Annotated in this window: 29 protein-coding genes; 4 read left to right on the top strand and 25 right to left on the bottom strand. The window is 41.1% G+C overall.

Annotation, left to right across the window (positions count from 1 at the left end):
- Positions 1-4: 4 nt before the first annotated feature.
- Both D9X91_RS10710 and D9X91_RS10705 read left to right on the top strand, forming a co-directional pair.
- On the top strand, positions 5-1,123 hold the full coding sequence (locus D9X91_RS10710; protein WP_121680611.1) for a glycosyltransferase: 1,119 nt from the start codon (positions 5-7) through the stop codon (positions 1,121-1,123).
- On the top strand, positions 1,120-1,617 hold the full coding sequence (locus D9X91_RS10705; RefSeq protein WP_121680610.1) for a glycosyl-4,4'-diaponeurosporenoate acyltransferase CrtO family protein: 498 nt from the start codon (positions 1,120-1,122) through the stop codon (positions 1,615-1,617). The genes D9X91_RS10710 and D9X91_RS10705 overlap by 4 nt, the downstream gene beginning before the upstream one ends.
- A 332-nt stretch (positions 1,618-1,949) precedes the next feature.
- Here the strand turns inward: D9X91_RS10705 and D9X91_RS10700 are convergent, their stop codons facing one another.
- On the bottom strand, positions 1,950-3,275 hold the full coding sequence (locus D9X91_RS10700; RefSeq protein WP_121680609.1) for a polysaccharide deacetylase family protein: 1,326 nt from the start codon (positions 3,273-3,275) through the stop codon (positions 1,950-1,952).
- A 105-nt stretch (positions 3,276-3,380) separates the two neighbouring features.
- Positions 3,381-4,148, bottom strand: a complete 768-nt coding sequence (locus tag D9X91_RS10695) for an alpha/beta hydrolase (RefSeq protein ID WP_158598290.1) — start codon at positions 4,146-4,148, stop codon at positions 3,381-3,383.
- A 90-nt stretch (positions 4,149-4,238) separates the two neighbouring features.
- Between D9X91_RS10695 and D9X91_RS10690 the strand changes: the two genes are divergently transcribed.
- Positions 4,239-5,318, top strand: coding sequence for an NAD(P)H-dependent flavin oxidoreductase (locus tag D9X91_RS10690; protein ID WP_233569767.1), 1,080 nt, complete (start codon positions 4,239-4,241; stop codon positions 5,316-5,318).
- Between the two features lie 93 nt (positions 5,319-5,411).
- Here D9X91_RS10690 and gvpU read toward each other — a convergent pair whose 3' ends face one another.
- The 16 genes from gvpU to D9X91_RS10610 all read right to left on the bottom strand — a co-directional run bounded on the left by gvpU (position 5,412) and on the right by D9X91_RS10610 (position 15,116).
- Positions 5,412-5,825: a gas vesicle accessory protein GvpU gene (gene gvpU / locus D9X91_RS10685; RefSeq protein WP_121680606.1), complete on the bottom strand. Its 414-nt coding sequence runs from the start codon at positions 5,823-5,825 to the stop codon at positions 5,412-5,414.
- Positions 5,826-6,177: 352 nt separating this feature from the next.
- Entirely contained in the window at positions 6,178-6,867 is a 690-nt protein-coding gene (gene gvpT / locus D9X91_RS22495; RefSeq protein WP_158598289.1) for a YtxH domain-containing protein, read from the bottom strand.
- Positions 6,868-6,885: 18 nt separating this feature from the next.
- Positions 6,886-7,212, bottom strand: a complete 327-nt coding sequence (gene gvpJ, locus D9X91_RS10675) for a gas vesicle protein (protein WP_121680605.1) — start codon at positions 7,210-7,212, stop codon at positions 6,886-6,888.
- Between the two features lie 30 nt (positions 7,213-7,242).
- On the bottom strand, positions 7,243-7,527 hold the full coding sequence (locus D9X91_RS10670) for a gas vesicle protein K (RefSeq protein ID WP_121680604.1): 285 nt from the start codon (positions 7,525-7,527) through the stop codon (positions 7,243-7,245).
- Entirely contained in the window at positions 7,487-7,768 is a 282-nt protein-coding gene (locus D9X91_RS10665) for a gas vesicle protein (protein ID WP_121680603.1), read from the bottom strand. Before D9X91_RS10665 ends, D9X91_RS10670 begins: the two co-directional genes overlap by 41 nt.
- A 23-nt stretch (positions 7,769-7,791) precedes the next feature.
- Positions 7,792-8,601, bottom strand: a complete 810-nt coding sequence (locus tag D9X91_RS10660; RefSeq protein ID WP_121680602.1) for a GvpL/GvpF family gas vesicle protein — start codon at positions 8,599-8,601, stop codon at positions 7,792-7,794.
- A gap of 10 nt (positions 8,602-8,611) precedes the next feature.
- Positions 8,612-8,869, bottom strand: coding sequence for a gas vesicle protein GvpG (locus D9X91_RS10655; RefSeq protein ID WP_121680601.1), 258 nt, complete (start codon positions 8,867-8,869; stop codon positions 8,612-8,614).
- Complete coding sequence (locus D9X91_RS10650; protein ID WP_121680600.1) at positions 8,869-9,636, bottom strand: GvpL/GvpF family gas vesicle protein; 768 nt, start codon at positions 9,634-9,636, stop codon at positions 8,869-8,871. The genes D9X91_RS10655 and D9X91_RS10650 overlap by 1 nt, the downstream gene beginning before the upstream one ends.
- A gap of 33 nt (positions 9,637-9,669) precedes the next feature.
- The gene (gvpN, locus tag D9X91_RS10645) at positions 9,670-10,575 is read right to left on the bottom strand and encodes a gas vesicle protein GvpN (RefSeq protein WP_121680599.1); all 906 of its coding nucleotides are present in this window, start codon (positions 10,573-10,575) and stop codon (positions 9,670-9,672) included.
- A 26-nt stretch (positions 10,576-10,601) separates the two neighbouring features.
- On the bottom strand, positions 10,602-10,868 hold the full coding sequence (gene gvpO, locus D9X91_RS10640) for a gas vesicle protein GvpO (RefSeq protein WP_121680598.1): 267 nt from the start codon (positions 10,866-10,868) through the stop codon (positions 10,602-10,604).
- A gap of 92 nt (positions 10,869-10,960) precedes the next feature.
- The gene (gene gvpJ, locus D9X91_RS10635; protein WP_121680597.1) at positions 10,961-11,221 is read right to left on the bottom strand and encodes a gas vesicle protein GvpJ; all 261 of its coding nucleotides are present in this window, start codon (positions 11,219-11,221) and stop codon (positions 10,961-10,963) included.
- 24 nt (positions 11,222-11,245) lie between these two features.
- Entirely contained in the window at positions 11,246-11,701 is a 456-nt protein-coding gene (gene gvpQ, locus D9X91_RS10630; protein ID WP_121680596.1) for a gas vesicle protein GvpQ, read from the bottom strand.
- A gap of 27 nt (positions 11,702-11,728) precedes the next feature.
- Positions 11,729-12,190, bottom strand: coding sequence for a GvpT/GvpP family gas vesicle accessory protein (gene gvpT, locus D9X91_RS10625; RefSeq protein WP_121680595.1), 462 nt, complete (start codon positions 12,188-12,190; stop codon positions 11,729-11,731).
- Positions 12,191-12,246: 56 nt separating this feature from the next.
- The gene (gene gvpJ / locus D9X91_RS10620) at positions 12,247-12,507 is read right to left on the bottom strand and encodes a gas vesicle protein GvpJ (protein ID WP_121680594.1); all 261 of its coding nucleotides are present in this window, start codon (positions 12,505-12,507) and stop codon (positions 12,247-12,249) included.
- Between the two features lie 574 nt (positions 12,508-13,081).
- Positions 13,082-13,951 (bottom strand): CvfB family protein, encoded by an 870-nt coding sequence (locus D9X91_RS10615; protein WP_121680593.1) that lies wholly within the window; start codon positions 13,949-13,951, stop codon positions 13,082-13,084.
- A 133-nt stretch (positions 13,952-14,084) separates the two neighbouring features.
- Positions 14,085-15,116 carry a class I SAM-dependent methyltransferase gene (locus tag D9X91_RS10610; RefSeq protein ID WP_121680592.1) on the bottom strand — a complete coding sequence of 344 codons (1,032 nt, stop codon included), beginning with the start codon at positions 15,114-15,116 and terminating at the stop codon, positions 14,085-14,087.
- A 92-nt stretch (positions 15,117-15,208) separates the two neighbouring features.
- Here D9X91_RS10610 and D9X91_RS10605 point away from each other — a divergent pair, with 92 nt between their 5' ends.
- Positions 15,209-15,418, top strand: coding sequence for a hypothetical protein (locus tag D9X91_RS10605; protein WP_121680591.1), 210 nt, complete (start codon positions 15,209-15,211; stop codon positions 15,416-15,418).
- Here the strand turns inward: D9X91_RS10605 and D9X91_RS10600 are convergent.
- The 7 genes from D9X91_RS10600 to hutU form a co-directional block, all read right to left on the bottom strand.
- Entirely contained in the window at positions 15,402-16,505 is a 1,104-nt protein-coding gene (locus tag D9X91_RS10600; protein WP_121680590.1) for a GerAB/ArcD/ProY family transporter, read from the bottom strand. The two genes, D9X91_RS10605 and D9X91_RS10600, sit on opposite strands and share 17 nt — an antisense overlap.
- Positions 16,502-17,704 (bottom strand): Ger(x)C family spore germination protein, encoded by a 1,203-nt coding sequence (locus D9X91_RS10595; protein WP_158598288.1) that lies wholly within the window; start codon positions 17,702-17,704, stop codon positions 16,502-16,504. The genes D9X91_RS10600 and D9X91_RS10595 overlap by 4 nt, the downstream gene beginning before the upstream one ends.
- An 11-nt stretch (positions 17,705-17,715) precedes the next feature.
- Entirely contained in the window at positions 17,716-19,089 is a 1,374-nt protein-coding gene (locus D9X91_RS10590) for a spore germination protein (protein ID WP_121680588.1), read from the bottom strand.
- Positions 19,090-19,289: 200 nt separating this feature from the next.
- Positions 19,290-20,630, bottom strand: coding sequence for a YjiH family protein (locus D9X91_RS10585; RefSeq protein WP_121680587.1), 1,341 nt, complete (start codon positions 20,628-20,630; stop codon positions 19,290-19,292).
- A 21-nt stretch (positions 20,631-20,651) separates the two neighbouring features.
- A complete protein-coding gene (locus D9X91_RS10580; protein WP_121680586.1) occupies positions 20,652-21,650 on the bottom strand; it encodes an agmatinase family protein in 999 nt (332 codons plus the stop codon).
- Positions 21,644-22,921 carry an imidazolonepropionase gene (hutI, locus tag D9X91_RS10575; protein ID WP_121680585.1) on the bottom strand — a complete coding sequence of 426 codons (1,278 nt, stop codon included), beginning with the start codon at positions 22,919-22,921 and terminating at the stop codon, positions 21,644-21,646. Before hutI ends, D9X91_RS10580 begins: the two co-directional genes overlap by 7 nt.
- A gap of 96 nt (positions 22,922-23,017) precedes the next feature.
- Complete coding sequence (gene hutU / locus D9X91_RS10570) at positions 23,018-24,682, bottom strand: urocanate hydratase (RefSeq protein WP_121680584.1); 1,665 nt, start codon at positions 24,680-24,682, stop codon at positions 23,018-23,020.
- Positions 24,683-24,751 lie beyond the last annotated feature (69 nt).

Raw genomic sequence — 24,751 nt, 5'->3', positions numbered from 1 at the left:
GATCATGATGTTTTGGTTCCTGGCATCATTCCTGCTTCACATCGTTTTATTTTGGAGAGTCCCTGTCATACAAAGGGATTGCAATCCACGACATTTCTCTAATGTACGCAAGACCTCTGTCATCATACCTGCCCGTAATGAAGAAAATAACCTTCCCAATTTACTGAATTCCATTCAAAGGCAAGAAGTACAGCCTATGGAAATCATTGTCGTCAACGATGGTTCTACTGATCGAACGAAAGAAATCGCGCTTCGCAAAGGGGTGCGCGTAATCGATGCCCCACCCATTGAACATGGATGGCAAGGGAAGTCATGGGCCTGCTGGCAAGGGGCAAATGCTGCTAATGGGGATTATTTATTATTCATCGATGCTGATGCTTGGTTTGAGGATGGGGGTTTGCTTAGAATCATGGGCGCATACCAGCAGCAGTTGGGAAAAGGCATCATGACTATACATCCCTATCATAAGATCCGTGATTGGTATGAGGTTTTTTCTTCCATTTTTCATTTAGTGACTTTTGCTTCGATTGGATCATCAAATATTTATTCTACTCCCAATTCTCTGTCAGGAGGGTTTGGCCAATTTCTTTATTGCCGGTCCTTTGACTATTTTAAAATAGGGGGGCATCGTGAAATAAGAAGTGCTGTAGTGGAAAACATGGAATTAGCCAAATTGGCCAAATCGAAGAATGAAAGCATTTCTGCTTGGAGCGGAAAGGATGCAGTTTCGATGAGAATGTATCCGAATGGAAAAAAGGAAATGATTTACGGCTGGTCCAAAAGTTTTTTCTCTGGGGCTCTGCAAACCAATCCTATCAACTTCCTGCTTATCGTTTTTTGGATAACAGCAAGCTTATCTTTCATTTTCTCAGGAATTGGCACTCTCTTTTCTGAACCTATCCTTGTACTGTTGTGCATCATCACTTATATTTGGGCATTAACACTGAGTTTAAGAAAAATAGGAAATTTTCACTTCATGGATTTGTTGCTGTTTCCCTTGCATTTGCTCGCTTTTGTTGGGATATTTTTCTATTCGATCTATTTGACTTTCTTCACAAAAAGCTCAACTTGGAAGGGACGATCCATCATCACTTCCAAGGAAAAGGAAGAGAATTTGGAATGAAGGTTCTATTGGTTAATGCAGCTATATGGGCGTTTCTCCATATTTCGATTTCATTTTTTTGTTTAAAATTGAATGAAAGAACAATTTTTAAAATAGGATCCAATTTAAAAATATCCTTGTGGGAAAAAGAATCTGGCTTTTATCAAATGATCGGAATAAAAAAATGGAAAGATCGGCTCCCTGATGCAGCGGATTGGATTAGAGGATTTCCAAGAAAAAGTTTTTCCCAATATCGCAAGGGAGAATTGCTGAATGGATTTTATTGCGAACTTTTACGAGCAGAAATCAGCCATTGGCTGCAAATGCTGCCGTTTCCATTATTTTTCTTATTCAATGATTTCAACAATTTCATTTTAAACATGGCATACGCGATATTCTTTAATTTGCCTTTTATTTTGATTCAGCGGTTCAATCGTACTAGAGTCGAAAAACTGTTCTTGAATAAGATCAGCCGTTACAGCCGAGACCAGAAAAAGTTAGATCAGCCAATGTAGGGGTTGAGACAAAACTAAATCACTTCACTCTGGAGACGAACAATATCAGGAGTAATCATCTGTCATTACACCGCTGTTGATTTCCGTGCAAGGCTTCTCTTTCCGCAGGGCGAGCGGTGAACCTCCTCGCTAAGCCGCGGGAACTCGCCAGTCCCGCTAATCCCTCCGGAGTCTTCGTCTTGCACTCCAATCAACATCAAGAATATGCCAATAATAACAAACACGCTTAAATATGAAAAACCCGAATGAATCCGGAGTCTATGTAAGATTTCGCATTATAGTTCGGGTTTTTCTAGGACAAAAATAGTTTTGTCCGCTACTCTTATGGTGGTTTATTTATACGGCTTAATGTGAAGAAGCGTTGCAACATCAACGAGTTTAAATCCTCGTTTTTGCAGATTTTCAATGACGGAAGCAACAGATTTGGCAGTGACCTCCTGAGAAGAGTTGGTATGCATCAATATGATATCCCCGTTCCTTACGTTTGAAAGTACATTCCTTTCAATATTGGCTGAATCTTTTTGCGACCAGTCCAATGTATCTATTGACCAAAGCACAATATGATCGTTATTTTCTTTTGCCAATTGAACAACCTCGTCACTTGTTTCTCCATATGGCGGTCTTAAAATGGCCGGCTTTTTCCCGATTATTTTTTGGATTGCGCTTTCTGTTGATTGAATTTCATTTTGTACATCATTCTCTTTCAGTTGTGTCAAATCAATATGATCAAATGTATGGTTCAGAATAAGGCTTCCTTGATCATATGCCATTTTTACGACATCTGGGTATTTCTCCACCTTGCTCCCAATAAAAAAGAAGCTGCCTTTTACCCCGTACTTGTTTAATACTCGAACAACTTCAGGCGTGACATACTGATCCGGCCCGTCGTCGAATGTCAAAGCAACTTGTTTCACATTCTGTCCATTAAGGAAGACCTGTTTTGAGTGCTTTTTGGTGAATTGAAGCATATTATTCCGCCAATTCAACATGTTGGTCCAAGCCCGATCGGTTAATTTATTCGAATTCCCTTTTATGGACAGAAAATAATCGGTAACATCACCGTCTTTTTGACCATCGGCAGATTGTGGGCTCGATTGATGGGCACGTGCATTATCATACACGGAAATATGATCAACGAAGCCTGCCGAAGAAGGAATGACGAATTTTAAATCGATAGAATTCCCTAAATGATATACATAAATATTATCATCCATGTTTACTCGGTATTCATCAGGCTTGCCAAGACTTTGTTCAATCTTCATATAATTGATTTCATGCAATAACTGATTATACGACCGTATATCGAAAATGATATTGCTGCCATTATAGCCAAAAGTGGTCATCTTTGAAGGATAACTTACATAGTTCCCGATTGCGAGATGATCCACATGTGATGGTGCTCCCCATTTTTTTTCAACTTCAGAAAAACTTTGATTTATTTCAAAGTCATTTCCAGCTATCCTTCCTTGCTTGGCGAAAGCGACAATCTTTGTCAACATTTCATTTTCGTTGACTTTTGGTGATTCGGTATGGGTTGAAGATTCATGCGCATATTGACTATTTTCCACCGGGGCAGCTTGATCCTTTGTGCAGCCAGCCATCATGACACCGCTTACGATCAAAATGGAAACTAGATGGATTTTTGGCTTTCCTTTCATTTTAAGATCCTTTCTTTGCGTGGTATTTCGAAGCTTTCCTGTTCAAAAAGAGTATTCTATAGTATTTGATATTAATTTGACGTTCCTCGAAGATTTTTGTTTCACTCATGATAGAAAAATTTCATTATTTCCAAAGAGCCATTTGATTGCTGAGGGAAATCTCTTTCTCCAATGAATTTCATTATGTACACCTTCTGAATCCAAGACGAATTTTAATAGATCATTTTTCACTCCATGATGAAGAAGCTGATTCTTTAATTCGTAATGATCCGCTACTGTCTGTACATTAAAATCAGGATTGTCCGATTCTTTTTCCCCGGTGTCCATATATATTTTCAGCGGATCATTCAATCGATTGGTTTTTATCATCTCGAGCAGCCTTCCTTGATCATGCCAGAGAGCATTCGACATCGCTAATACTTTCCCGAACACTTCCGGATATTTAATCGAGGCATAAATGGACATGTATCCGCCCAAAGAACTCCCTGCCATGGCTGTATGCAAACGCCCCCTGATTGTCCGGTATCTTTCATCAATAAAGGGCTTCAACACTTGAACGATAAACTCTAGATATTCGTTCCCCTTCCCTCCAAACTGATGCTCCTCCAAGAACCAGGGATTTAATTCGTTCAGCCTTTCATTTCCGCCGTGGTGAATCCCTACAACAATAAGGTCCGGCGCACCCGGCATGGAGAGTGCGACATCAACTTCCCATTGCTCCCTCCCTCGTTCCACAAATAGATTTTGTCCATCATGCATATATAAAACTGGGTATCTTCTATCGGTACTGCTGTCATAGCCTGGCGGAAGGAAGATGGAACATGTTCTTTCACAATCCAGACCCGGGATAATCAACTTCTCGTTAATGATCATGGAAGCCCACCTCGTCACTATTATTTGCTCTATCATTCTACAAGATTTAAGATTTAAATGGAACTAATTATCGGAAAGGATGGGGACATATTGAGATTTCATAACAAATTGTGCGAATTATTCCATATTGATCTACCGATTATCCAGGCCGGTATGGCAGGAGGCCCAACCACCCCTGAATTAGTGGCAAGTGTTTCAAACAGCGGAGGACTAGGGACCCTCGGCGGTGCATACTTAACCCCAAAAGACCTTCGAAGTGCGATTAAAGAGATTAAAAAACAAACAAACCGACCATTTTCCGTAAATTTATTCTGCACAGAATTAAAGGATTCTGTTGAAGGTACAGGACAAGTACAACACGCCTTAAATGCATTCCGAAAGGAACTGAACATTGATGAAACAGTCGCACCTCCTAACACGGTCAATCACTTTGAGGAACAATTTGCCGTCCTCATCGAAGAGAACGTCCCGGTCATCAGCACCGCTTTCGGACTGTTGCCGACTGATAAAATGAGAACTGCAAGGAAGAATGAGATGAAGATCATCACGATGATCACGACTGTCAAAGAAGCACTGCTCGCCGAGAATCACGGAGTAGATGCCATCGTTGCTCAAGGAAGTGATGCGGGAGGGCACCGAGGCACATTCGATATCCACGAGCATCCGAACGGCGCCAATATCGGCACCTTTTCCCTCATCCCCCAAGTCGCGCAGGCCATAAACATTCCTGTCATTGCAGCAGGCGGTATCATGAATGGGCAGGGGCTGGCCGCGAGCCTTATCCTCGGAGCCCAAGGCGTTCAAATGGGCACGAGGTTTCTAACATGCAAGGAATCAGGCGCGAACTCAACTTATCAGCAGGCTTTATTGAACAGCAATGAAGAGGAAACCGTGATTACGAAAGCCTTTTCAGGTAGGCCTGCCAGGGGCTTGATGAATAAATTCATCCGCCGCTTTGAAGCTTCAGGCATCCATCCGCTTCCCTTTCCAAGCCAAAACACATTGACAAAGGATATACGAAAAGAAGCGGCAAAGCAGAAAAATAAGGAATTCTTATCTTTATGGGCTGGACAAGGGACAAGGCTGCTGACTGGGGACCTTACTGCAAAAGAAATCATCGATGAAATCATGGAAGAGGCTGAAGAAGCGTTCAAAACGATGGAATTTTAATGAGATTCGGAATGGATCATGTTTTTCCTTCAAATGCAGCAATAAGCTGCCCCCTCTTATTAGTAGTATGGGGGCAGCTTATTGAAGAATCATTTATTTAGATGTTTCTTTTTTCTTGTTTGTATTTTTTGCTTCTGCAATTTTTCCTAGAAAAAAACCATCGATTTCATTTATTTTTCCACGCCAAAGGATTTTCCCCTTTGCAGGAGTGGACTTGCTGTCACCACAATAAACTTTAGTGTTCTTCATATGGATGAAATGTGCTTCTGAATCGGGGCTAGAATCAATCGATTCACTTGCGACGGAAAGCTGCTCGCTTAATTGCTGCGCGATTTCACTTCCATCTTCGAAAGACTCGCTCAGTTCATCAAAGTACTCCTTTGCTGATATCAATGTTCCGGAAATGACCGCGCCTTTGACATTTAACGTCAAATCCAGAGTGAACCCATGCGTATTTGATGCTTTTACAAAAAACTCCAAAACGTTGTCTTTTAAAGCGCTGCTCATCTTCTATCCTCCTCCAAACTCTATCTCTATTCATTTCCACAATTCATAAGGAATCACAACGGATATTGTTGAAAATTACCATAAAGGTCGTGTGAAAGGTATTCAAAGTTCATCTAAAACAATTACTAAATATACTAAAAACATAGTGTATTAGATATATCGGCCAATTTTTCTTATATCAGCCGTTTCCATGAAGATATTAGCCAAAAATTCGATATATCAGCCAGTTTTACCCACTTATCGGCGAATCGACAAAATCAGACAAAATTAGGGTAAATGACTCAGCAAAATTTGAGCTCCAATTTTCACAATCTCAACATCCCTGATCAATCAAGCCGCCTCTGCTTTTCTATTAAGCTGATGTATCGTCATCGCTTGAAAGTGAGGTTTCATCAGCATCTTCATCTTCACTATCTTTTTTCGATTTTGATGAGTTCGTTTTTTTCGATTTTGATTTTGTTGACTTCTTTGTGCTCTTTTTATTTTTTACATCGTCTTCCTCTTCTGAATCATCATCTTCTTCATCTTCGTTGTCATCATCCTCTTCTGAGCCATCTGATTTTGCCTTTGTCTTTTTGCTCTTTTTCTTTGTTGGAGCATCCTCATCTTCTTCGTCTTCATCGCTTTCCTGCGCGAATTGATTCATTTTTTCCTCTAGCTTCCGAAGACGTTCCTGAAGCTCTTCATTTTCATGTTTTAATGTTTCATAGTCTTCGTTTTCCCCTTCATCAGAACGCTGTGTTTTATCTTTTTTGAATAGATTTGCTGCTGATGATTTTAGGGTTACTGCGCCTTGCATGGATTTTTCCTTCGCTGCCTTACCGAAATCTGCAGCTTTGTTTTTCAATTCATCCGTATCGATGCGGGCAAGGAGCTTCTTTCCGTTTTCAGGTGTAGCCAAATAACCAATCGATGCACCAAGAAGGCTTCCGGCGACAGTTCTCTTAATCGGTGCGCCTCTTTTCGTTTTCTTTTCTTTTGTAGAATTATCATTTTGGGTATTTTCAACTGTTGTGTTTTCTAATTTTGTTTGGTCTGCCATCATTAATTCCTCCATTTGTTATTGATTATTTGTATTTAAACGATTCGAGCTGACTTGTTTTTCAAGCTGCTCAAGTCGTTCATTCAGTTTTTGGTTTTCTTCTTTCAATTCCTTTGTATGATTTTCAGATGCCTTTGAATTAAGATAAGGGTCATTTTCCCACCAATCCATTCCAATTTCTTTCGCCTTATCTACAGATGCAACGATTAAGCGGATTTTGATGGTCAACAGTTCGACATCCGCGATTCCTACCGTAATATCCCCTGCAATGACCACACCTTTATCCAAAATCTTTTCTAACACATCGACAATCGTACTTGATTGTCCTTGATGTTCAATGGGCATATTCATGTCCCTCCTATTGGCCAGCTTAGGCTAAAGCAAGTTTCCCAACGGGCCAAGATCGATATTCAAGTCATCAGCTGTAAGACCGAAAACTTCTTTTAATTCATCCATTTTTTCTTCCAAGTTCATCAATGCTATTCCGAGGTTTTCAATCTGCTCTTCGGTCAAAGTACCGCCTTCTACCCTTCGCAGTGCATGGCGTTCCACAATTTGCCTGAGAAGCTCGACCACCGTCAGGACAAGCTGTGCAAGGCCATGTTCGGCCTTTTCAGGATCAAGATTGATTCTGCCATTTGTTTGGCTGGCCGTTTGCATCGATTAACGCCTCCCTTTGTATGTCAAATTGTTTGGAATCGATTGTTCTCCGACTTCCATCCCTTGTCTGGACAAGTGTTTCTACGGAAGCAATCAAAACCCTTAAATCCAAATACACCAAATCCACCCCAGCAATGGAAATGATCAGATCTCCCTTTATTGCCACTCCTTTATCCAGAATGACGTCCAATATATCGATCAATGCGATATCTTTGTTTTCCATTGATTCCTTGAGAGACATATGCGGATTCCCCATTTCAGAAATTAAGCAAAGCTTGAAAAGTGATATGCGGGCCATGGCCCGGATGCTTCAAGTCTCCATCCTCGCGATTCCATCTCTTTTTCAAAACGTTGTATCTGTTCCAGAAAGCGTTCGACGCCTTCTTCTGGAAGAAGAAAGACACTGTTCCATGTCATGATTTCCTGTCTTCCAGTCGCGTCCTTGCTCCAATTTTTCTTGATTGCTGCATGTAGTGAAAATTCGGTAAGAACGGTATGGACTTCTTCGCATATTCGGTTCTTTTCATTTTCCAGCTGGGTTTCAGCCAGGCGATCCAGCTTCTTCATTTCAAAAAATTTCCTTCCGGGTGAAAGTTCATTTATTTCATTTCTTTTCGCCTGCATGACAGGATCTTCATTGGTGATATATTCCTTCAAAACAGAGTCATCACAGTATATTTTCAAATTCCACTCTTCGTTTCCATGTAGGGTCGAAAATGATTTTTCCACAATTCCTTTGTTGATTTCCACGGTATGACGAAGGCTTTCCTCGCTTTTATAAATCGTACAAAATTTTAATGGAATGATCGTGAAATATTTATAAAAAGCCGCAACGGTTTCGTGGTGGTGAAAAGCTTTTTCTTGCAGCCAATCCATATCATTTTGGATGTTTTCTTTTATGGATTCTTCTGAGTGCTCATTTGAATCCAGCGTACAAACGATCGCAGTTATGGTATCCATTGGAATGGTGAATATCTCCTCTTTGCCACCAAATCCCTTTAATGAAGGAAACGATGGAACGGATGCCATTTCCTTAGTTGGAATCAAACCGTATAAATAAATCAAACTGTCCATCGCATCTCCCTCATTTCTGATTTTTCGTCAATTTGTTCCATTCTTCCAATTCCTTTTTTTTCGCTGTTTCATATCTTAGCAGCAGCTCTTCTTCCTTTGCTTTAAATGCTGCTTCTGGTATTTCGCCTAACTCATACATCATTTGGAGCTGGATGAGTTTTTGTTGAATGGTCGGAAGGTCATAAAGTTCCTTATCGGCTTCTTCCTTTACCTTTTCTGCAATTTTCACCACAACATTTATTGGAGCAGTAATCAATTTATGAATCATCAAGCTTCCTCTACTTTTAAGCGGATATTTACGAAATTATAAGCTGGCCATGGGCCACTGTAGCTGAAATCGACTTTATCCTTCCATTTTTCATGCACCTGATTGACGATTTGATCAAATTCTTCTTCTTTATCGCGGTCAATCAGAAATGAAGCGTTCAGCAGCATCTTCTCACCTGATAGGTCATTTAACTTTGCAGCTTCGGCAGCATCCTCAAGATCGGGATAAATCTCTTCCTTTACTGTTTTTTGGAGAGAAGCAAACAGTTTCTGCGCTGCCCCTCCGAGTTGAATTCGATCATAATAGCCGGCTGCTTCTGATTTCCCCTGTATCGCTGCAGCCATCTTTTTGACTTCAGAATTTTCTTTGACGACTGATTCCAACCATTCTTTTTTTCCAACCACCTTTAATCCAAGCTCTATTTTTCCTTTTATGGCTGGAAAGAGTTTTTCAAACTGGGGATATAATTTTTCCAATAAAGCCTTAACGTCTTCCTTTGATTGGAAAATGTTACCAAAACTGATTGGGACGACGGTATCATTCCTATTCATAACCTGTGAGACAGCATTTTGGTGCATCATCAGATTCTGCCTGTTAGGATGATAGATTTTCATCGGAACTTCTGCCGCCACCATGGCTGCGTCCTTATAACGGATCAGAAATGTTTTTCTTTCTTCTCCTTCGATGTCAATGGTGCCGAAATCATCATCATTCATAGTTTGTATCCCACAAAAGATATAGACTCCTGTTCCGTTCTGTTCATTCATCATTTCACACTCCCTGATTTCATAAATCTAAATCTATATACTTTTACATTCATCGATAATCATTTTTTCTGCGTCAGCTTTTGGATCTTCCGTTTTCAAACACCGACTTACAGGGTGAGATAAAACATCGATGCATAATTGTTGAAAGCGTTGATCTTCCCCATCTATGGAAATGTCCTCTTCAAAAGCCAGGCTTGCAATCATCAGCGAGGCTCTTAAACTAGGACCATTATTTTTATTAGTTGTGCATTGTCCCCTTAGATTGGCGACAAGCTTGGTGATCATTTTCGTTTCCTTTTGATCAAGCCCAGTTTTTTCAGTCAAAATTTGTGCTTCTTCTTCACTATTTTGATATTGAAGGAAAATGGTGATCATTCGATCCAATAGTGCATCCTGTGTATCATAGACACCTGCATATTCGAGAGGGTTGCTTGTGAAAATGACCGAAAATTCAGGATGAACACGAATAAATGGCTCTGTCAATTTCGTTCCGTATAATGGAAGGATCCCCTCTTCCAGTATGGATAAAAAGATATTATTTGTAGTAGGGCGTGAGCGTGTAAATTCATCATAAACAAGTGTATATCCATGTTTGACAGCCTGAAGCAGCCTTCCATCCCTCCAGGTTTCACTTACATTTTCCTCTTTTTTGTAGACGGACCGCACGAATTGGTCGACTACTTTTTTACTTGTGTATCCTGTGAAACCTCCAATTAAATCATTGTTATTCAACTCATGATTGCCATGGATGAGCATGACCGGCCTCTTTCTCTTTTTTGCCAGTGCCAGGGCAAGGGATGTTTTCCCTGCACCAGAAGGTCCCGTAAAGTGTACCGGGTAGCCTGATTTAAGATATTTCAATGACCTTGAAAGTAGCTCTTTCGTTTCTTTTCCTTGTATTAAGGCTCTTGACTTACTTTTTGCTTTTAAGACCGTCATGTCCTTCCCTCCCAAAGACTCAACAACTAAGTTTCTTGACCGATTGCACTTCGATAGCGGATATCCCTTCTCTTAAAGGATGTCACTTCCTTTTCTTTATTCACCCGGACCTCATAGGTCCCGATCATTTCGTCCTTTGCGTATTTTTTCATATACTCTTTCTCTTCAACGACTTCGATGAGTACTTTCCAGCCACCTTCTTCGGCTGCTTCCACAGAAGTAATTTTATGAGGTGGCGCTACATGTTCAGAGAAAAAGTCTGTAACGGATTGCATTATTTTTTTTATTTCCATAGTCGCCTCCACAAATTGATGATTAAGGGTGGAACCATCCAAAAAAGGATGATTCCTGTGTCCTTGGGAAAATCCGATTTACTTAAAAGCTTTTATATACTGAATTGCGGACTTCGTTCATTTGACTGTGAGGAAATCCCCTGCTCTTCCACTTCATCCCTGAGCAGCCCGACTGCCTCTGCATAGCGCAGCCAAGTATCCACACTTGCGATCACCACACGGGCTTCTACAGTCAGAATTTCAATTCCTACGACGGACACTCTAGCAAATGCATCAATGACAATCCCTTTATCCAAAATTCGATCGATAACCTCCGCCAAGCTTGAACTATCAGCACTTTTTTGCACTGCCATTTTTCAGTCTCCTCTCAAAAAGATTTACGAACTCTGTTTCTTGATATCTTTGGATGTTTTAATATTTTTATAGCTTTTGATGGTTGTGGAGCTCTTAATATCATGGACGCCCTTTATTTGTTGACAGCTCTTTATCTTGTCTTTTTCATCTGATGAAGAGACCTTCTTTTGAAATTCCTCTCCGGCTTCTTTTACTTTTCCCAGCTTATCTTTGACATTCAAAAGGACATCCTGTAATTTCTCTTTCGCTTCTTCTGCTTTTTCATGTAATTTTTCTGCGTTTTTTTCAGTTTTACTCTCAAGCTTTTCAGAAACCTGTTCACCTTTTTCCTGCATTTCTTCCTCTACATGATCAGCAAATTTCTCCTTGGCTTCTTCAATAATCTTTTTTTTGATTTTCTTTCTGAGTGGTGATGGAGCGAATCGAACTAATTTCTTCCCTGCTTTCAATGCAGCTTTTTCAATTTTATGCTTAGCCACCCAATCAACCCCTTATCAACAAAAAGGTCATTTTTTAGAGTCGAGAAGCTGGTTAAGCTTTTCATCAATTTTCGATAAATGATCCTTTAATTGCTTATTTTCCTCTTTCAATTCTTTGTATTTCGTGGATAATTCATTTTCAGGCCCTGTATTGGCGGCAGCTTGATCATCATCTGCCTTTAAGATCTTGGAAGTTATCAGATTTCCCCTTCCTTTTTCCAAATAGCCTGCCGCTGTTTTCCTAATTTGGATAATAGCCTGATCAGTAATCACTTCTTGTGCAGTCCTTCTTAACTCCTTGCCAGCCACTCTTACCGCTTCCGATTGTCCAATGCTGCTCAAAACTTTTTTTCCGGTCCCTGGGTTGGACAGCAAACCGATTCCCGCACCGACAAATCCACCTAAAATGGCCAGATTGATCCGGGATGAATTTTCATTATTCTGAATTTCGCTCTTCTCTTTGGGCTCGCTTTTATCATTGTTCGCCATACTATCACTCTTTCTTTTCGTATTCTCTAATTTAATGATTCAGATTTCATATTTGCTTAAAAACTGAATTGTTGACTACGTTCATTTTGCTGATTAAGAAGGCCCTTTTCCTCGACCTCATCTCTTAACAGTCCAACTGCTTCGGCATAACGAAGCCAAGTATCCACACTCGCAATTACGACTCTTGCTTCAACCGTAAGAATTTCAATTCCAACCAGTGAAACTCTGGCAAAAGCATCAATAACAATCCCTTTATCCAGGATCCGGTCGATCACTTCAGCCAAACTGGAACTATCGGCACTTTTTTGAATACTCATTCCTAACTAGCTCCTTTCATTCTTCCGGATATCAAACGATCCCATTCACATGGTTACTTCGGTTATACCTCCTACATTTCGAGTTAAAACACGAACTGGATATATGTTGAAAAAAACCGGTATATTTTACTAGAAGCCTGATTCATATAAAGGGTTTTGAAATAATAAAACCTTTATAAAATCTGCTTTTTAAAGAGACATCAATTCTGATTAAGACAATTAAGTCAAATTGATTACAATTTAACTTTTTTCACGATCGCTGGGTGCAACTCCCGGTTACACTCTTTTAAAAATAGCTTCTGTTAAAAATCACTGTTGATTTCCGTGCAAGTCTCCGCTTTCCCCGGACGGGGTCGGGAGCGTACTCTGCTAACGCCTCCAGTGTCTCCCTGCCTTCGCTTTTCCCGCTGGACATTGAATTGGCTTCATTGAATCATCCCCGCACGATGAAGATGCATTTTCGAGGAGTCTACGACTTTCAGTCCCATCAACAGCCGGAAACAGGCAAAACAAGCCAAATCTTAACATAGCCAAAACATAAAAAAGACACCCATCAATCGATGAGTGTCATAGTTCATTCCTGATTCAATTTAAGATGGGTCCATCCGTCTTCCTGATAAATTTTCCCTTCCTTCATCAGCTTACCAAGAGCACGTTTAAAAGCTCCCTTGCTCATTTCAAAACGGGCCTCGATATCTTCAGGCTGACTTTTATCCCAATACGGTATGGAGCCTTTACGTGACAGCAAGTAATCAAAGATTCTTTCTGAATCATCCTTCATTTTATCCTGTTTGCGGGGCATCAGGGAACCGTTCAAAGATCCATCATCCTTCACATCGATCACCCGAATGTCCACAAGCTGTCCCAATCGTGGCTCCTCTTTCCTTTCGGATTCGTGTATGAAGCATCGATAGCCTTCTTCTGTAATCACAAACGTACCTACCTTCAACAACCGATATACTCTTGCTTTTAAATCTTGATTCATAACCGATTTCGGGGCAGGTGCGACAAGTTCCTGGATGATGTTTTCTGTGGCCAGCTTTCCATAAAGTCTTCCATTCCGGTCTGTGGTCAATGTCATATACAATAAATCGCCTTCAGCTGGCCAAATATCATCATAAATCGGAAGGTCATCTGCAGAAACAAGTACATCTTTTGCAATCCCAATATCGACAAAGACACCTAGGTCATCATTCACCCCGACCACTTTGCACCAATCATATTCCCCTTGTTGAATCGTAGGCATTGTCATCGTAGCCGTGATGCGACCTTGTTTGTCATGATATAAAAAAACATCCACTTCCTGATCGATTTCGACCTCGCCCTTGACTTCCGTTCTGTGCAAAAGCACATCTTCCACCCCATTGGAGAGGAAGTAGCCAAAAGGTGCTTCCCGCTCGACACGAAGACTGATTATCATTCCTGCTTCTAATTGATCTCTCATTATTTTCCTCATTTCTATCTCATTGCATGTTTTCTAATAGGTATCTACTTTGATTAATCTAACATGTTTTCACTTCAGTGTATAGAGCCTATCCTTGGTTGGACATGACCACCATTGCAGATAATCCTCTTCATTATTTGACTTTGGCTATTATCCCATTGTGGACTTTAATATATCCATGTTTTAGAATATCCAATCCATTTTCATAAAGATATAAACCCATTTGTTGAATAGTCATCAATTCACGATACGTATGATTCATGACATCTGACATTATTTCATAATAAAATTTGGATCGGAGCTGCGCCCGTGGTGTAGTCATGACGATATAACCCCCGGGCTTTAAGAACTTCCGATGCCACTCCACCACTTCTGCCTTGTATGCATCCGGGAAATGCTCGAGCATCCCTACGCTCAGTACGATATCAAATTCCTTTCCATATTTAAGCTTCCTTATGTCTTCCACCTCATAATGAACATGAAAATCTTCCTTGCGATAAATTTTATGATTGCCGGTTTGCTCATTCATGCCCAAAAAAGGATAGCTATCTGGAAATTCCGCAAAGCGTGTATCCTTGCAAAAATTATCATAGTCGACCATAACAATTTCTCCTCCAGGATACAGGGCAGAAAGCTGCATGGCTTCATACCCTTCTGCTGCACCAAGGAACAATATTTTCGGACGCTGCACGTCCAATCCTTCAAATAATGCCCTTTTTCCACGTGGATCCCAAATTCCATCCTCTATCCGATGGGCATAATTCCAAAGGTGAATCCTCATTACATCACCAAGAGCAGATTTTACGCCATTCAAATTAAAACGCTTCAATTGTCCTATGAATTGCTTCTTCTCTTTATCGATCTCAGCAGGTACATCCTTCACGAACCAGGAATGGAAAGAACGATTGAACATTTCCCATGATGTGTGAACGGGCAGCTCGCTTTCGTTGTCCTTCTCCCAATCTAATTTTTCTTTTGCAAAGGTCGTAACTTCATAAGGCTTGCCGATATCCTTCCATGTTAATTGAGACCAATCATTTACGCTATTTAGTTTAACAAACTTATTATATTCCTTATCGGAGTATTCCCTTAGGTCGATTCTGAATGATGGGGTCAATTCGGTCCGTTCGCATTCGACAGGCGAATGAATTTCTGCAAGTTTCATCAGCAACCACCCTCTACCTTTTCTTGCATACTAATTTCGCTTATTTTATTAATTCTCCTCCTTTCTGGAGATAATGTAAAAGGGTGATTGAGATGAAGAAACAACTTTTTTTCCTTGCCTCTGTATATGCTGCTACTTTATTGGTGGTCTTATCGATGGATCTCATCCAGCGATACACCTGGAGGGAAATAAAATATAATTTTTTTAATATGTTTTATACATTGCCTAAAGATGATATTTTTTCATTGATGATAGCTTTCGGCCTTCTTTTCTCCTATTTGGTGATCAAGAAAGGGAAATAGGCTCCTTTTTTATTTTTTTCTTTACGAAAACCACTCCTGATAAAATGATTGGGAAAATGATTTGCAGCGGAACATGCAAATAATAAGTGACGATATCTATACCTTCCTTGATGTGCTGAGGAAAATTAGGCGAAATGGCCAAAGAACAATAAACAACCAATATGCCAAGTGGAACGATAATCATATTCTTATCTGTATTTAATAACTCCTTGCTTGATTCGATGGAGGCAATAAAAAATACACTGGTTTTTACAAAACCTAATATGATTGTCAAAATGACAATCAAAGAATCCACCCTTTGGATGAAGTCGGATATGTTAATGACGGAAACGCTGGAGAGAATTGGAAAATGAGTACGATTGACCGTGACTGCACCTAATATGGCAACATGCAAAAAAGAAGTGGTTACCAATATCCATGTCCCTACCCCGACTGCTCCGACAAACTTGAATCCAAATTTCTTTTCTTTTTTCACTTTTACGAAAAACACCATCAATACAATAAGTTCACCAAAGGGAAAAGTAAGTACTTTAGGGAAAATCGTTGTTAGTACTGGCCCCCACCCGTTTTCAAGAAATGGTCTTACATTATCAATATGGATAATGCCTGAAACAACCTCAAACATAACTGCGACGATGAATGTGGCAAAAATGATGATGAACAAATATTTTGTCAGGATGAAAAATACACCGATCGGTTTTTCTGCAAAATACATGATGGCGAGCATCATCAGCATGGCCAGTACTGCAAGGGAGACTTTTTGGAATGCAGCGATTTGAAGGATTTCACTGAAATCCCTTAACACTCTTGAGGTTATATATAGAAAATAGACAATATATATGAAGTTGACCGCACTTCCAACCCATTTGCCGAATGCATACTGAAGTAGCTTTAGGAAGTTTAAGCTTTCATTCGTTTTGTACAATAAATAATACATACAATTCATTGGGATGAAGAATAAATAGGCCATAAAAATGGCGAACCAGCTGTCTTTCATGGCATCCCTTCCCACATCCAGCATGACTGCACTTCCAACGATGAAAAGTACCACTAATGATAAAAAGTCATTTTGTCTTATGTTGTTCAATCCTGCTCATCCACTTTCATATGGTTTCTCGTAGAACCTGAGTTATTGATATGAAACTCAACCTTCACCTTCATATCAGCTTTGCTATACGTTTCAGGCCAACTGCTCTTTATTTTCTTCCATTCTTTTGGATTGTGTATACGAATGGATTGACCGAAACCTAAAAAATCTGATTGATGTTTTTCCGTAACATTCAACAATTGTTTAATATTATTTTTTATATCTTTGCTTACTTTTTGTTCGATTTTCTTATAGTCTTCATCCTTGCTCAACGTAATGTCAGAACAGCCGTTGCTGTCAATATTACCTTCTAGATACGCGTTGACCGATAACAATGGTTTCTTTCCAAAGAATTTCACGGAGCTATCAGATTTCGAATATGAAACATTTAGACTGATATGTTTATTTTTTCCACATTTTTCAGAATAAATGGTTTCCTTTAAATCATTTCTAAGCAGGAGGGTCGTTCTGGCAAGTTCATCATCGATCCAGTAGTTCAACTTTCCATTTTTATGAAAGACTGCTATCCCATTCACTTTGCTTGTCAGTGGAGATGATTGTTCGATATTACTCTGAGAGCCAGCAAAAGGATCATCTTTTGGAGCGGTGGCACCGCTTAAGATAGGGACAGTCTTTTCATCCTCAAAAGAACTGATGAGTTCGTATAATTTAATATCCACAGTCTCCCCGAATAAATTTTGCACGTTTCTTATCTTTCCAATCAGGGAGACTACAGGGATATTTGTAAGTGCCGTCAAAGTATTAAGGACATCAAATGCCATCTCGTTCCTTGCAATGAGAACAGGTGTGTTCTGCCGTACTTGTGAATCTCGCTCGAACGTATCAAGCACTTCCAAAATCCCTTTTTCAGCCAATGCTTGTCCAATGACAATCAAGGATAAATGGGCATAAAAGTTTGGTCTGGAAACCTTGGTAGTTGCACTTTGCAAGGCATCTACAACAGTTTGCCCTTTGCCCACAACGTTTATTATCGGCACGGCTTTAGGACCGGATGTGGTATTCCCTCCAGCCACAATTGCACTGGGGTTAACGATCTGCAAGGTTAATTGGTAAGTGGAGTCATCTACCATGTCAATGCCCACCCCAATAATGATGGACATTTCATTTATTTCATGTTGGCTCCCGCAACCTGATAGAATTATGGAGCATATAAGGAAAGAAATCAGGAATTTTTTCATCATGTCATCACCTATGTCGAAAGTTTATTGCTTAAGCTTCTTAAGTACGGACGTCCGATGGAAGTGATCATTATGAGATGACCGAATAGAATGATCAATCCTAGCAGCAGCCCATAAAATCCTATGAAGTACGATAATCCCATAAAGACAAACCGAAGAATCCTGGCGGTGATGGCCAAGTTATAATTGGGCATTGTAAAGCTTGAGATTGCTGTCATCGAAACTACAATGACAACCGCAGTGGAAACCAAACCTGCCTGCACAGCAGTTTGCCCGATAACAAGTGCACCAACGATGGAAACTGCCTGACCGATTGCACGGGGCATGCGAACCCCCGCTTCCCTTAATATTTCAAATATGAATTCCATCAGCAATGCTTCAATGATGACTGGAAAGGGAATCCCTTCCCGCTGTGCATACAGGCTGATTAAAAGAGGTGTAGGAATCATTGCATGATGATGGGTGATCAATCCGACATATAAAGCAGGCGCCACCAATGACAAAGAAAAACTGATAAAACGGAGACTTTGAATCAATATGCCCATATTGAAATTATGGTAGTAGTCCTCCGGCGACTGGAAGAATTGGAAAAAAGTGATGGGGCAAAGCAACACGAATGGGGTATTATCAACGAATATTGCAATTTTGCCCATCAGGATATTACTTACTACTTCATCCGGTCTCTCCGTGTTCATGACCGTCGGAAAAATGGTTTGTTGTTGATCTTGAACCATCTTTTCAATATATCCTGTTTCCAGAATGATGTCCGCCATGCCTTTTTCGATTCGCATCCTCAGTTTATCCAAGCATTCCACATCGACTTGATCGGCTAAATACATCAATTCAACATTTGTTTTGGAGGTATTCCCAACTTTAAAGCTTTCAATCCTCAATTGTTCACTTCTCACTCTTTTTCGGACAAGGGATGTATTACTCCTTAGGGATTCGATAAATGCTTCCTTAGGGCCACGAATGACTGTCTGGGATGTCGGCTCCGTGATATCCCTCTTTTCGTATTTTGAAGAATCGAGAATGAAGACCTCACTGCTTTCACAAAAAAATACAACCGTATTGCCATCCAACACGGCGGAAATTGCAGGAGAGAGATCACTACCTAATTTTATAGTCGTTACTTTAATGCCGATTTCTTTTAACTCTTGTTGAATATCATGGAGAGAAGCAATCCCACTCAGGTCAAGTTGATTCATAAATTCGATGCTGATCTTCGAATCGGATATACCATCAATGCGAAGCATATCAAAATGCATTTTTTCATCATTGACACTGATTTCTTTATGTAAAATGACTAAATCAGAAGGGTTTCCAAGCAGCTCTTTCACCATTTCTACCTTTTTTCCGGTGTCTTTCTCCGAATGTTTTCTCATTCTATTACCTCAAAGTGTGTAGTTAGTGAAAGTCTTCCACAAACCTTTCTGTTTTATGAGGTGCGGCAATAAATATAAGACCTATTAAGGTCCAACCAACGCACGATGACTGAGTTAACGGCCTTTAGAAAATAGCACAAACAAAAAACTGTCATCCCATGCTCTTCTGCACGGAAATGACAGTTTTTTTGTATTGACTCCTAAAGTAATATATAGGCGATTGGCGTCACGATCAGAATGGTTAAAATTGTCCGCTCCACCCAAATCACTATTAATTTTGGCAATGTTATCGGGATATCCGTTGAAAGAATGCACGGAACCAGGGCGGAAAAGAAAATAATCGCTGAAACAGAAACGACTGCAATCACAAACTTCGTTGCCAAGGCGGCTTTTGTGACTAAAAGAGCCGGCAGGAACATCTCTGCAATCGAAACAGCGCTCGCTTTTGCAGCCAACATCGGTTCCGGCACCTTCATCAATGCCGTGAATGGATAAAAGATATAGCCGATGACATCAAATACAGGTGTATATTCTGCCAATACCAACCCAAGCAAACCTACCGACATGATGGATGGAAGGATTGACATGGTCATGATGAAACCATCTTTTAAATTGATCCATATATTTAGGAAGAGATTAGGTGAATTCTCTGCTGTTTCCATCGCCGCTTTCCAAGCAGTGCGGAAGCGGCTGCCGCTCACCGGTTCTTCAGGAGACCCTTTTCCATCGAAGAATTCCTCGCTCATGGATTTTAATGGCCAAATCCGTACCGTCAATGCTGTGACAAGGAATGTAACGATCAATGTAGTCCAAAAATACGTATTCCATATATCCATGAGACCGAGCGTCTTGGCAACGACGATCATAAATGTCGCAGAAACGGTAGAAAATCCGGTTGCGATGATGGCTGCTTCCTTAATGGAGTATTTTCCTTCCTTGAATACACGATTTGTAATAAGGAGTCCTATAGAATAACTACCTACAAATGATGCAACGGCATCAATGGCGGAGCGTCCGGGTGTTTTCCAAACCGGCTTCATGACCGGCTGCATTAATATTCCAATAAACTCGAGTAGACCATATCCGACCAGCAACGCTAAAAAAATCGACCCTATCGGGACGAGCAACCCGACTGCAATGACCAGTTTGTCAAATAAAAACGGTCCCATATCCGGATCAAACAGCCATTTGGGCCCGATATTGAAGACGATCATACTCCCAGTCACGAACCCCAAAATTTTTAATATGGAAAATACCACATTAACTTTGTTTTTCTTCCATGTTTTTGCGGCAAAAGGATAGATGGCACCGGCTAATATGACTAGCAGCGCATAGTAGGACACGACAGCTGGAACTTCATTCCTTATTGCTGACACGATATGATCCAGCAAGATGGAGGAGGCTCCATTGATTGTGATTGGAATAAAAAACATGAATATTCCTATTCCGCTGTAAATCAAAAATTTAGCAGTATTCTTGGCAGATGATCTAGGTGTAGAAATCTTTGGATCTTGCTTTTGTTTCAAAACCGCATTCTCCATATTTCTCCCGACCCCTTCAGTTTATTTTTCTCCCCTCTTACAATACCCAGATAAAAATGACAAAAAGACATGCGTTCCCGCTTTGACGGTTGGCTGTGCCTGATGGTCTTTTGTCGGGTCCAAACACACGATGTCCATCGACTTCACTTTCGGATGGATCCCAGCATGGAAGACTGCCTGAAAAAGTTCGTCGGTCAACATCCCACCTGGTGTGGAAGCTGGCACTCCAGGGGCCCCTGCTATATCGAGAACATCCATATCCACCGTCAAATGGATGCGATCGACGTTTTCCGCCAAGCTTTCGAGCGCATTTTGGACTGTGTTCACAATCCCTTGTCTCCTTGCATTTCTCATCGTCGTGAAATTCAGACCTTCTTTTTTTGCATAATCAACCAACGACTTCGTATTGAAGAATCCATGAAGCCCAATATTATGGACATTTTCTCCCCTTACAGAATTACTTTCAATCAAGTTTCGTATGGGCGTCCCATTTGTCGGTCCATGGCTTTTCAAGTCACGTAAATCAAAATGCGTATCGAGCTGCAGGATCCCGATCGACTCCTCAGGGAAGGCTTCTCTTATCCCTTTCACAAGCATCGCTGTAATGGAATGGTCCCCCCCTATGGCGGAAATCATCGATCGGGAGAAATTTTTCGAAACACCTTCCATCGTTTCCAGAATGTTGGAATGGCATTTCGTGATATCTGTAAAATGCATTGCGACATCCCCTATATCCAACACATTCAACGACTCCAAATCAACCTCTTCATCCAAGTTGTAGGTCGAAAAACCCTTCCACGACTTACGAAATGCATCCGGAAATTCAGATGCTCCCGATGCACTGATGGAAGAACGGGATAATGGAACCCCAAAGAATACCACATCCCATTCCGAATCCACTTTGCCGTCAAGTCTTTCAACTGATTGTATCCAATCGTGAACTTTACCCTCCGTGCTTTTTGACTTTGCCCATGCAAATGCCGGGGGCTCCAGCGGCAGCCCTTGTAATGTTTTTAACATAGCTTTCCACCCTTAACGACAATGTGTCCATTTTTGATAACGGTATCTGTATGATTCACACCATAATGGTATTGAAGCTTCATATAGTTTGAAACATCCATGATTGTGATATCAGCCTTTTTATCCACCTCGATGCTGCCGATTTCATGGCCGCGGTTGATTGCATGAGCTGCGTTAATGGTAGCAGCAGCAATTGCCTCAGCAGGAGTCAATCCCATGTGCATGCAAGCAAGGTTCATCATCAAAGGGAGGGAAGTTGTCGGTGAGGACCCTGGATTACAGTCTGTGGAAAGGGCGATAGACATTCCCATATCGATCATCCTTCTTCCTTTTGCAGATTCTGCCATCAAGAAAAAGGCTGTTCCTGGAAGAAGCACACCAATCACATTATTTTCTGCCATCCGTTTTATCCCTTCATCAGAAGCACGCAGTAAATGATCTGCAGAAATTGCACCAACTTCTGCCGCCAGCTCGGCACCTTCATATGGTTCAATTTCATCTGCATGAATCTTGGGGATCAATCCAAGTTCTTTCCCTGCTTTCAAAATTCTCCTCGATTGCTCCGGAGTAAAAACGCCGCGTTCGCAAAAGACATCATTGAATTCTGCTAATTTCTCACCAGCAACCTTTGGCAGCATTTCATTAATGACCAAATCCACGAATTCATCCGGGTTGTTTTTATAAGCGGCTGGAACGGCATGAGCACCCATAAACGTTGAAACCACATCGACCAAATGTTCCTCATTCAACTGTTTTGCTACACGAAGCTGTTTTTCTTCCGTTTCCCAGTCAAGCCCATAACCGCTCTTAGCTTCAACAGTGGTTACCCCATGCATAAGGAAAGAATCCAGCCTTTTCTTGCTTTCCTTCAATAATTCATCAGGTGATGCTTCCCGTGTTTTGGAGGTCGTGGCATGGATCCCTCCTCCATTGTTCATGATTTCCATATAAGTGGCCCCGTTCAATCTCATATTGAACTCTTCTTCACGGCTCCCGGCGAAGACAAGATGCGTGTGTGGATCTACAAGCCCAGGCAAAACGATTTTCCCTTCAGCATCTATGACCTCTGCTTCTTCGATTTCATTTTTATATTTTTCTACTAAATCAGTTTCATTGCCAATCGCAGCAATGCGATCATCGATGATCAATATACTTCCGCCTTCGATGATGTGAAGTTCATTCATTTCTTTTTTCTTTAAGGGTTTTGTTGAATTTCCATGAAGTGTGATCACTTGATTTGCATTTTTAATGAATAATGTGTGGTTTGACAATGTTCGGCCTCCTTCGTAATTTGTAGTGAGTGGATTTTATTAAAAAGAGATAAAAAAATTTTTCAGCCAATGGCTGACTTCCGCTGCACTTCCCTGTTAGTCTTTCATCATTGGAATGTTGATACCGTTTTTCCTCGCTGTCTCCTCTGCAAGTTCATACCCTGCATCGACATGGCGAACGACTCCCATCCCAGGGTCTGTAGTCAATACCCGCTCCAGTCTTTTTTCTGCTTCCTTCGTCCCATCGGCAACAATGACCATTCCTGCATGGAGGGAGTATCCCATACCAACTCCGCCGCCATGGTGCACGGACACCCAGCTTGCACCACCAACAGCGTTGATCAATGCATTTAAAATCGGCCAATCCGCTACCGCATCACTGCCATCTTTCATTCCTTCCGTCTCACGATTAGGTGATGCAACCGAACCAGAGTCAAGATGATCGCGCCCGATGACAATCGGTGCTGACAACTCTCCGCTGGCAACCATATCATTAATGATCTTACCGAATCTTGCGCGTTCACCATACCCGAGCCAACATATGCGGGATGGAAGCCCCTGGAATTGGATTTTTTCCTGTGCCATCCGAATCCATTTGCATAGTGCCTCATTTTCCTTAAACTCTTTAAGGATTACCTCGTCCGTCTTTCTGATATCCTCCGGATCACCGGATAATGCCACCCATCTAAACGGACCTTTTCCTTCACAAAACTGAGGCCTAATATAAGCAGGGACAAATCCTGGGAATTCAAATGCATTTTGCACGCCTTCATCCAGTGCAACTTGACGGATATTGTTCCCGTAATCAAATGTAATGGCTCCTTTTTCCTGCATGACAAGCATCGCCTTTACATGATTGGCCATACTTGCTTTTGATCTTTTGACATAATCATTCGGATTTTTTTCACGGAGCTCATCGGCTTGATTCAAGCTGTACCCTTCCGGAACATAGCCATTCAATGGATCATGCGCGGACGTTTGGTCGGTCAACACATCCGGAATGAATCCTTTTTCAATCATTTCTGGAAGGACTTCTGCAGCGTTGCCAAGCAGCCCGATCGACAATGCCTTACCGTCAGCTTTCGCCTTTTTGGCCATTTCAATGGCTTCATCCAGTGAATCAGTGCTTACATCCAAATATCTTGTATCGATTCTTCGCTGAATGCGAGTCTTATCTATTTCGATTGCAATGCAAACCCCGTCATTCATCGTCACAGCTAGAGGCTGAGCGCCTCCCATTCCTCCTAGTCCAGCTGTCAGAGTAATGGTTTGCTTGAGAGACCCGTTAAAATGTTGTCTGCCCAATTCAGCAAATGTCTCATATGTTCCTTGCACAATCCCTTGGCTTCCAATATAAATCCAGCTCCCGGCTGTCATTTGTCCATACATCATCAACCCTTTACGATCCAGTTCATGGAACGTTTCCCAATTCGCCCATGCCGGGACCAGATTGGAGTTGGCTATGAGAACTCTCGGTGCATCGCTGTGGGTCTTGAATACAGCAACCGGCTTTCCTGATTGAACAAGCAGCGTTTCATCCGTTTCGAGCTCATGCAAGGTCCGGACAATGGCATCATAAGATTCCCAGTTCCTTGCGGCTTTGCCGATTCCCCCATAAACAACCAATTCTTCCGGCTTTTCTGCCACATCTTTATTTAAATTATTCATCAACATTCTCAATGCCGCTTCTTGAACCCAGCCCTTGGCGTGCAGTTCTGAACCTTGATAATTTGTTATCGATCTATTTGTATCCGCTTTCATAATTTATTTACCTCCTTTTTGTTCTTATTGTTTATTTTATCTTTGATAACTGAATAGAACTGAATAAAA

The organism is Falsibacillus albus, assembly GCF_003668575.1.
GTDB classification, from domain to species: domain Bacteria; phylum Bacillota; class Bacilli; order Bacillales; family DSM-25281; genus Falsibacillus; species Falsibacillus albus.
Note: the sequence above shows the minus strand (reverse complement) of the source record. Positions and strands in the feature narration are given on the sequence as shown.

What these genes read in the sequence shown, in the direction of transcription:
- D9X91_RS10710 (WP_121680611.1), top strand. Translation starts at nt 5, where the DNA reads ATGATGTTTTGGTTCCTGGCATCATTCCTGCTTCACATCGTTTTATTT.
- D9X91_RS10705 (WP_121680610.1), top strand. Translation starts at nt 1,120, where the DNA reads ATGAAGGTTCTATTGGTTAATGCAGCTATATGGGCGTTTCTCCATATT.
- D9X91_RS10700 (WP_121680609.1), bottom strand. Translation starts at nt 3,275, where the DNA reads ATGAAAGGAAAGCCAAAAATCCATCTAGTTTCCATTTTGATCGTAAGC.
- D9X91_RS10695 (WP_158598290.1), bottom strand. Translation starts at nt 4,148, where the DNA reads ATGATCATTAACGAGAAGTTGATTATCCCGGGTCTGGATTGTGAAAGA.
- gvpU (WP_121680606.1), bottom strand. Translation starts at nt 5,825, where the DNA reads ATGAGCAGCGCTTTAAAAGACAACGTTTTGGAGTTTTTTGTAAAAGCA.
- gvpT (WP_158598289.1), bottom strand. Translation starts at nt 6,867, where the DNA reads ATGGCAGACCAAACAAAATTAGAAAACACAACAGTTGAAAATACCCAA.
- gvpJ (WP_121680605.1), bottom strand. Translation starts at nt 7,212, where the DNA reads ATGCCCATTGAACATCAAGGACAATCAAGTACGATTGTCGATGTGTTA.
- D9X91_RS10670 (WP_121680604.1), bottom strand. Translation starts at nt 7,527, where the DNA reads ATGCAAACGGCCAGCCAAACAAATGGCAGAATCAATCTTGATCCTGAA.
- D9X91_RS10665 (WP_121680603.1), bottom strand. Translation starts at nt 7,768, where the DNA reads ATGTCTCTCAAGGAATCAATGGAAAACAAAGATATCGCATTGATCGAT.
- D9X91_RS10660 (WP_121680602.1), bottom strand. Translation starts at nt 8,601, where the DNA reads ATGGACAGTTTGATTTATTTATACGGTTTGATTCCAACTAAGGAAATG.
- D9X91_RS10655 (WP_121680601.1), bottom strand. Translation starts at nt 8,869, where the DNA reads ATGATTCATAAATTGATTACTGCTCCAATAAATGTTGTGGTGAAAATT.
- D9X91_RS10650 (WP_121680600.1), bottom strand. Translation starts at nt 9,636, where the DNA reads ATGAATGAACAGAACGGAACAGGAGTCTATATCTTTTGTGGGATACAA.
- gvpN (WP_121680599.1), bottom strand. Translation starts at nt 10,575, where the DNA reads ATGACGGTCTTAAAAGCAAAAAGTAAGTCAAGAGCCTTAATACAAGGA.
- gvpO (WP_121680598.1), bottom strand. Translation starts at nt 10,868, where the DNA reads ATGGAAATAAAAAAAATAATGCAATCCGTTACAGACTTTTTCTCTGAA.
- gvpJ (WP_121680597.1), bottom strand. Translation starts at nt 11,221, where the DNA reads ATGGCAGTGCAAAAAAGTGCTGATAGTTCAAGCTTGGCGGAGGTTATC.
- gvpT (WP_121680595.1), bottom strand. Translation starts at nt 12,190, where the DNA reads ATGGCGAACAATGATAAAAGCGAGCCCAAAGAGAAGAGCGAAATTCAG.
- gvpJ (WP_121680594.1), bottom strand. Translation starts at nt 12,507, where the DNA reads ATGAGTATTCAAAAAAGTGCCGATAGTTCCAGTTTGGCTGAAGTGATC.
- D9X91_RS10615 (WP_121680593.1), bottom strand. Translation starts at nt 13,951, where the DNA reads ATGAGAGATCAATTAGAAGCAGGAATGATAATCAGTCTTCGTGTCGAG.
- D9X91_RS10610 (WP_121680592.1), bottom strand. Translation starts at nt 15,116, where the DNA reads ATGAAACTTGCAGAAATTCATTCGCCTGTCGAATGCGAACGGACCGAA.
- D9X91_RS10605 (WP_121680591.1), top strand. Translation starts at nt 15,209, where the DNA reads ATGAAGAAACAACTTTTTTTCCTTGCCTCTGTATATGCTGCTACTTTA.
- D9X91_RS10595 (WP_158598288.1), bottom strand. Translation starts at nt 17,704, where the DNA reads ATGAAAAAATTCCTGATTTCTTTCCTTATATGCTCCATAATTCTATCA.
- D9X91_RS10590 (WP_121680588.1), bottom strand. Translation starts at nt 19,089, where the DNA reads ATGAGAAAACATTCGGAGAAAGACACCGGAAAAAAGGTAGAAATGGTG.
- D9X91_RS10585 (WP_121680587.1), bottom strand. Translation starts at nt 20,630, where the DNA reads ATGGAGAATGCGGTTTTGAAACAAAAGCAAGATCCAAAGATTTCTACA.
- D9X91_RS10580 (WP_121680586.1), bottom strand. Translation starts at nt 21,650, where the DNA reads ATGTTAAAAACATTACAAGGGCTGCCGCTGGAGCCCCCGGCATTTGCA.
- hutU (WP_121680584.1), bottom strand. Translation starts at nt 24,682, where the DNA reads ATGAAAGCGGATACAAATAGATCGATAACAAATTATCAAGGTTCAGAA.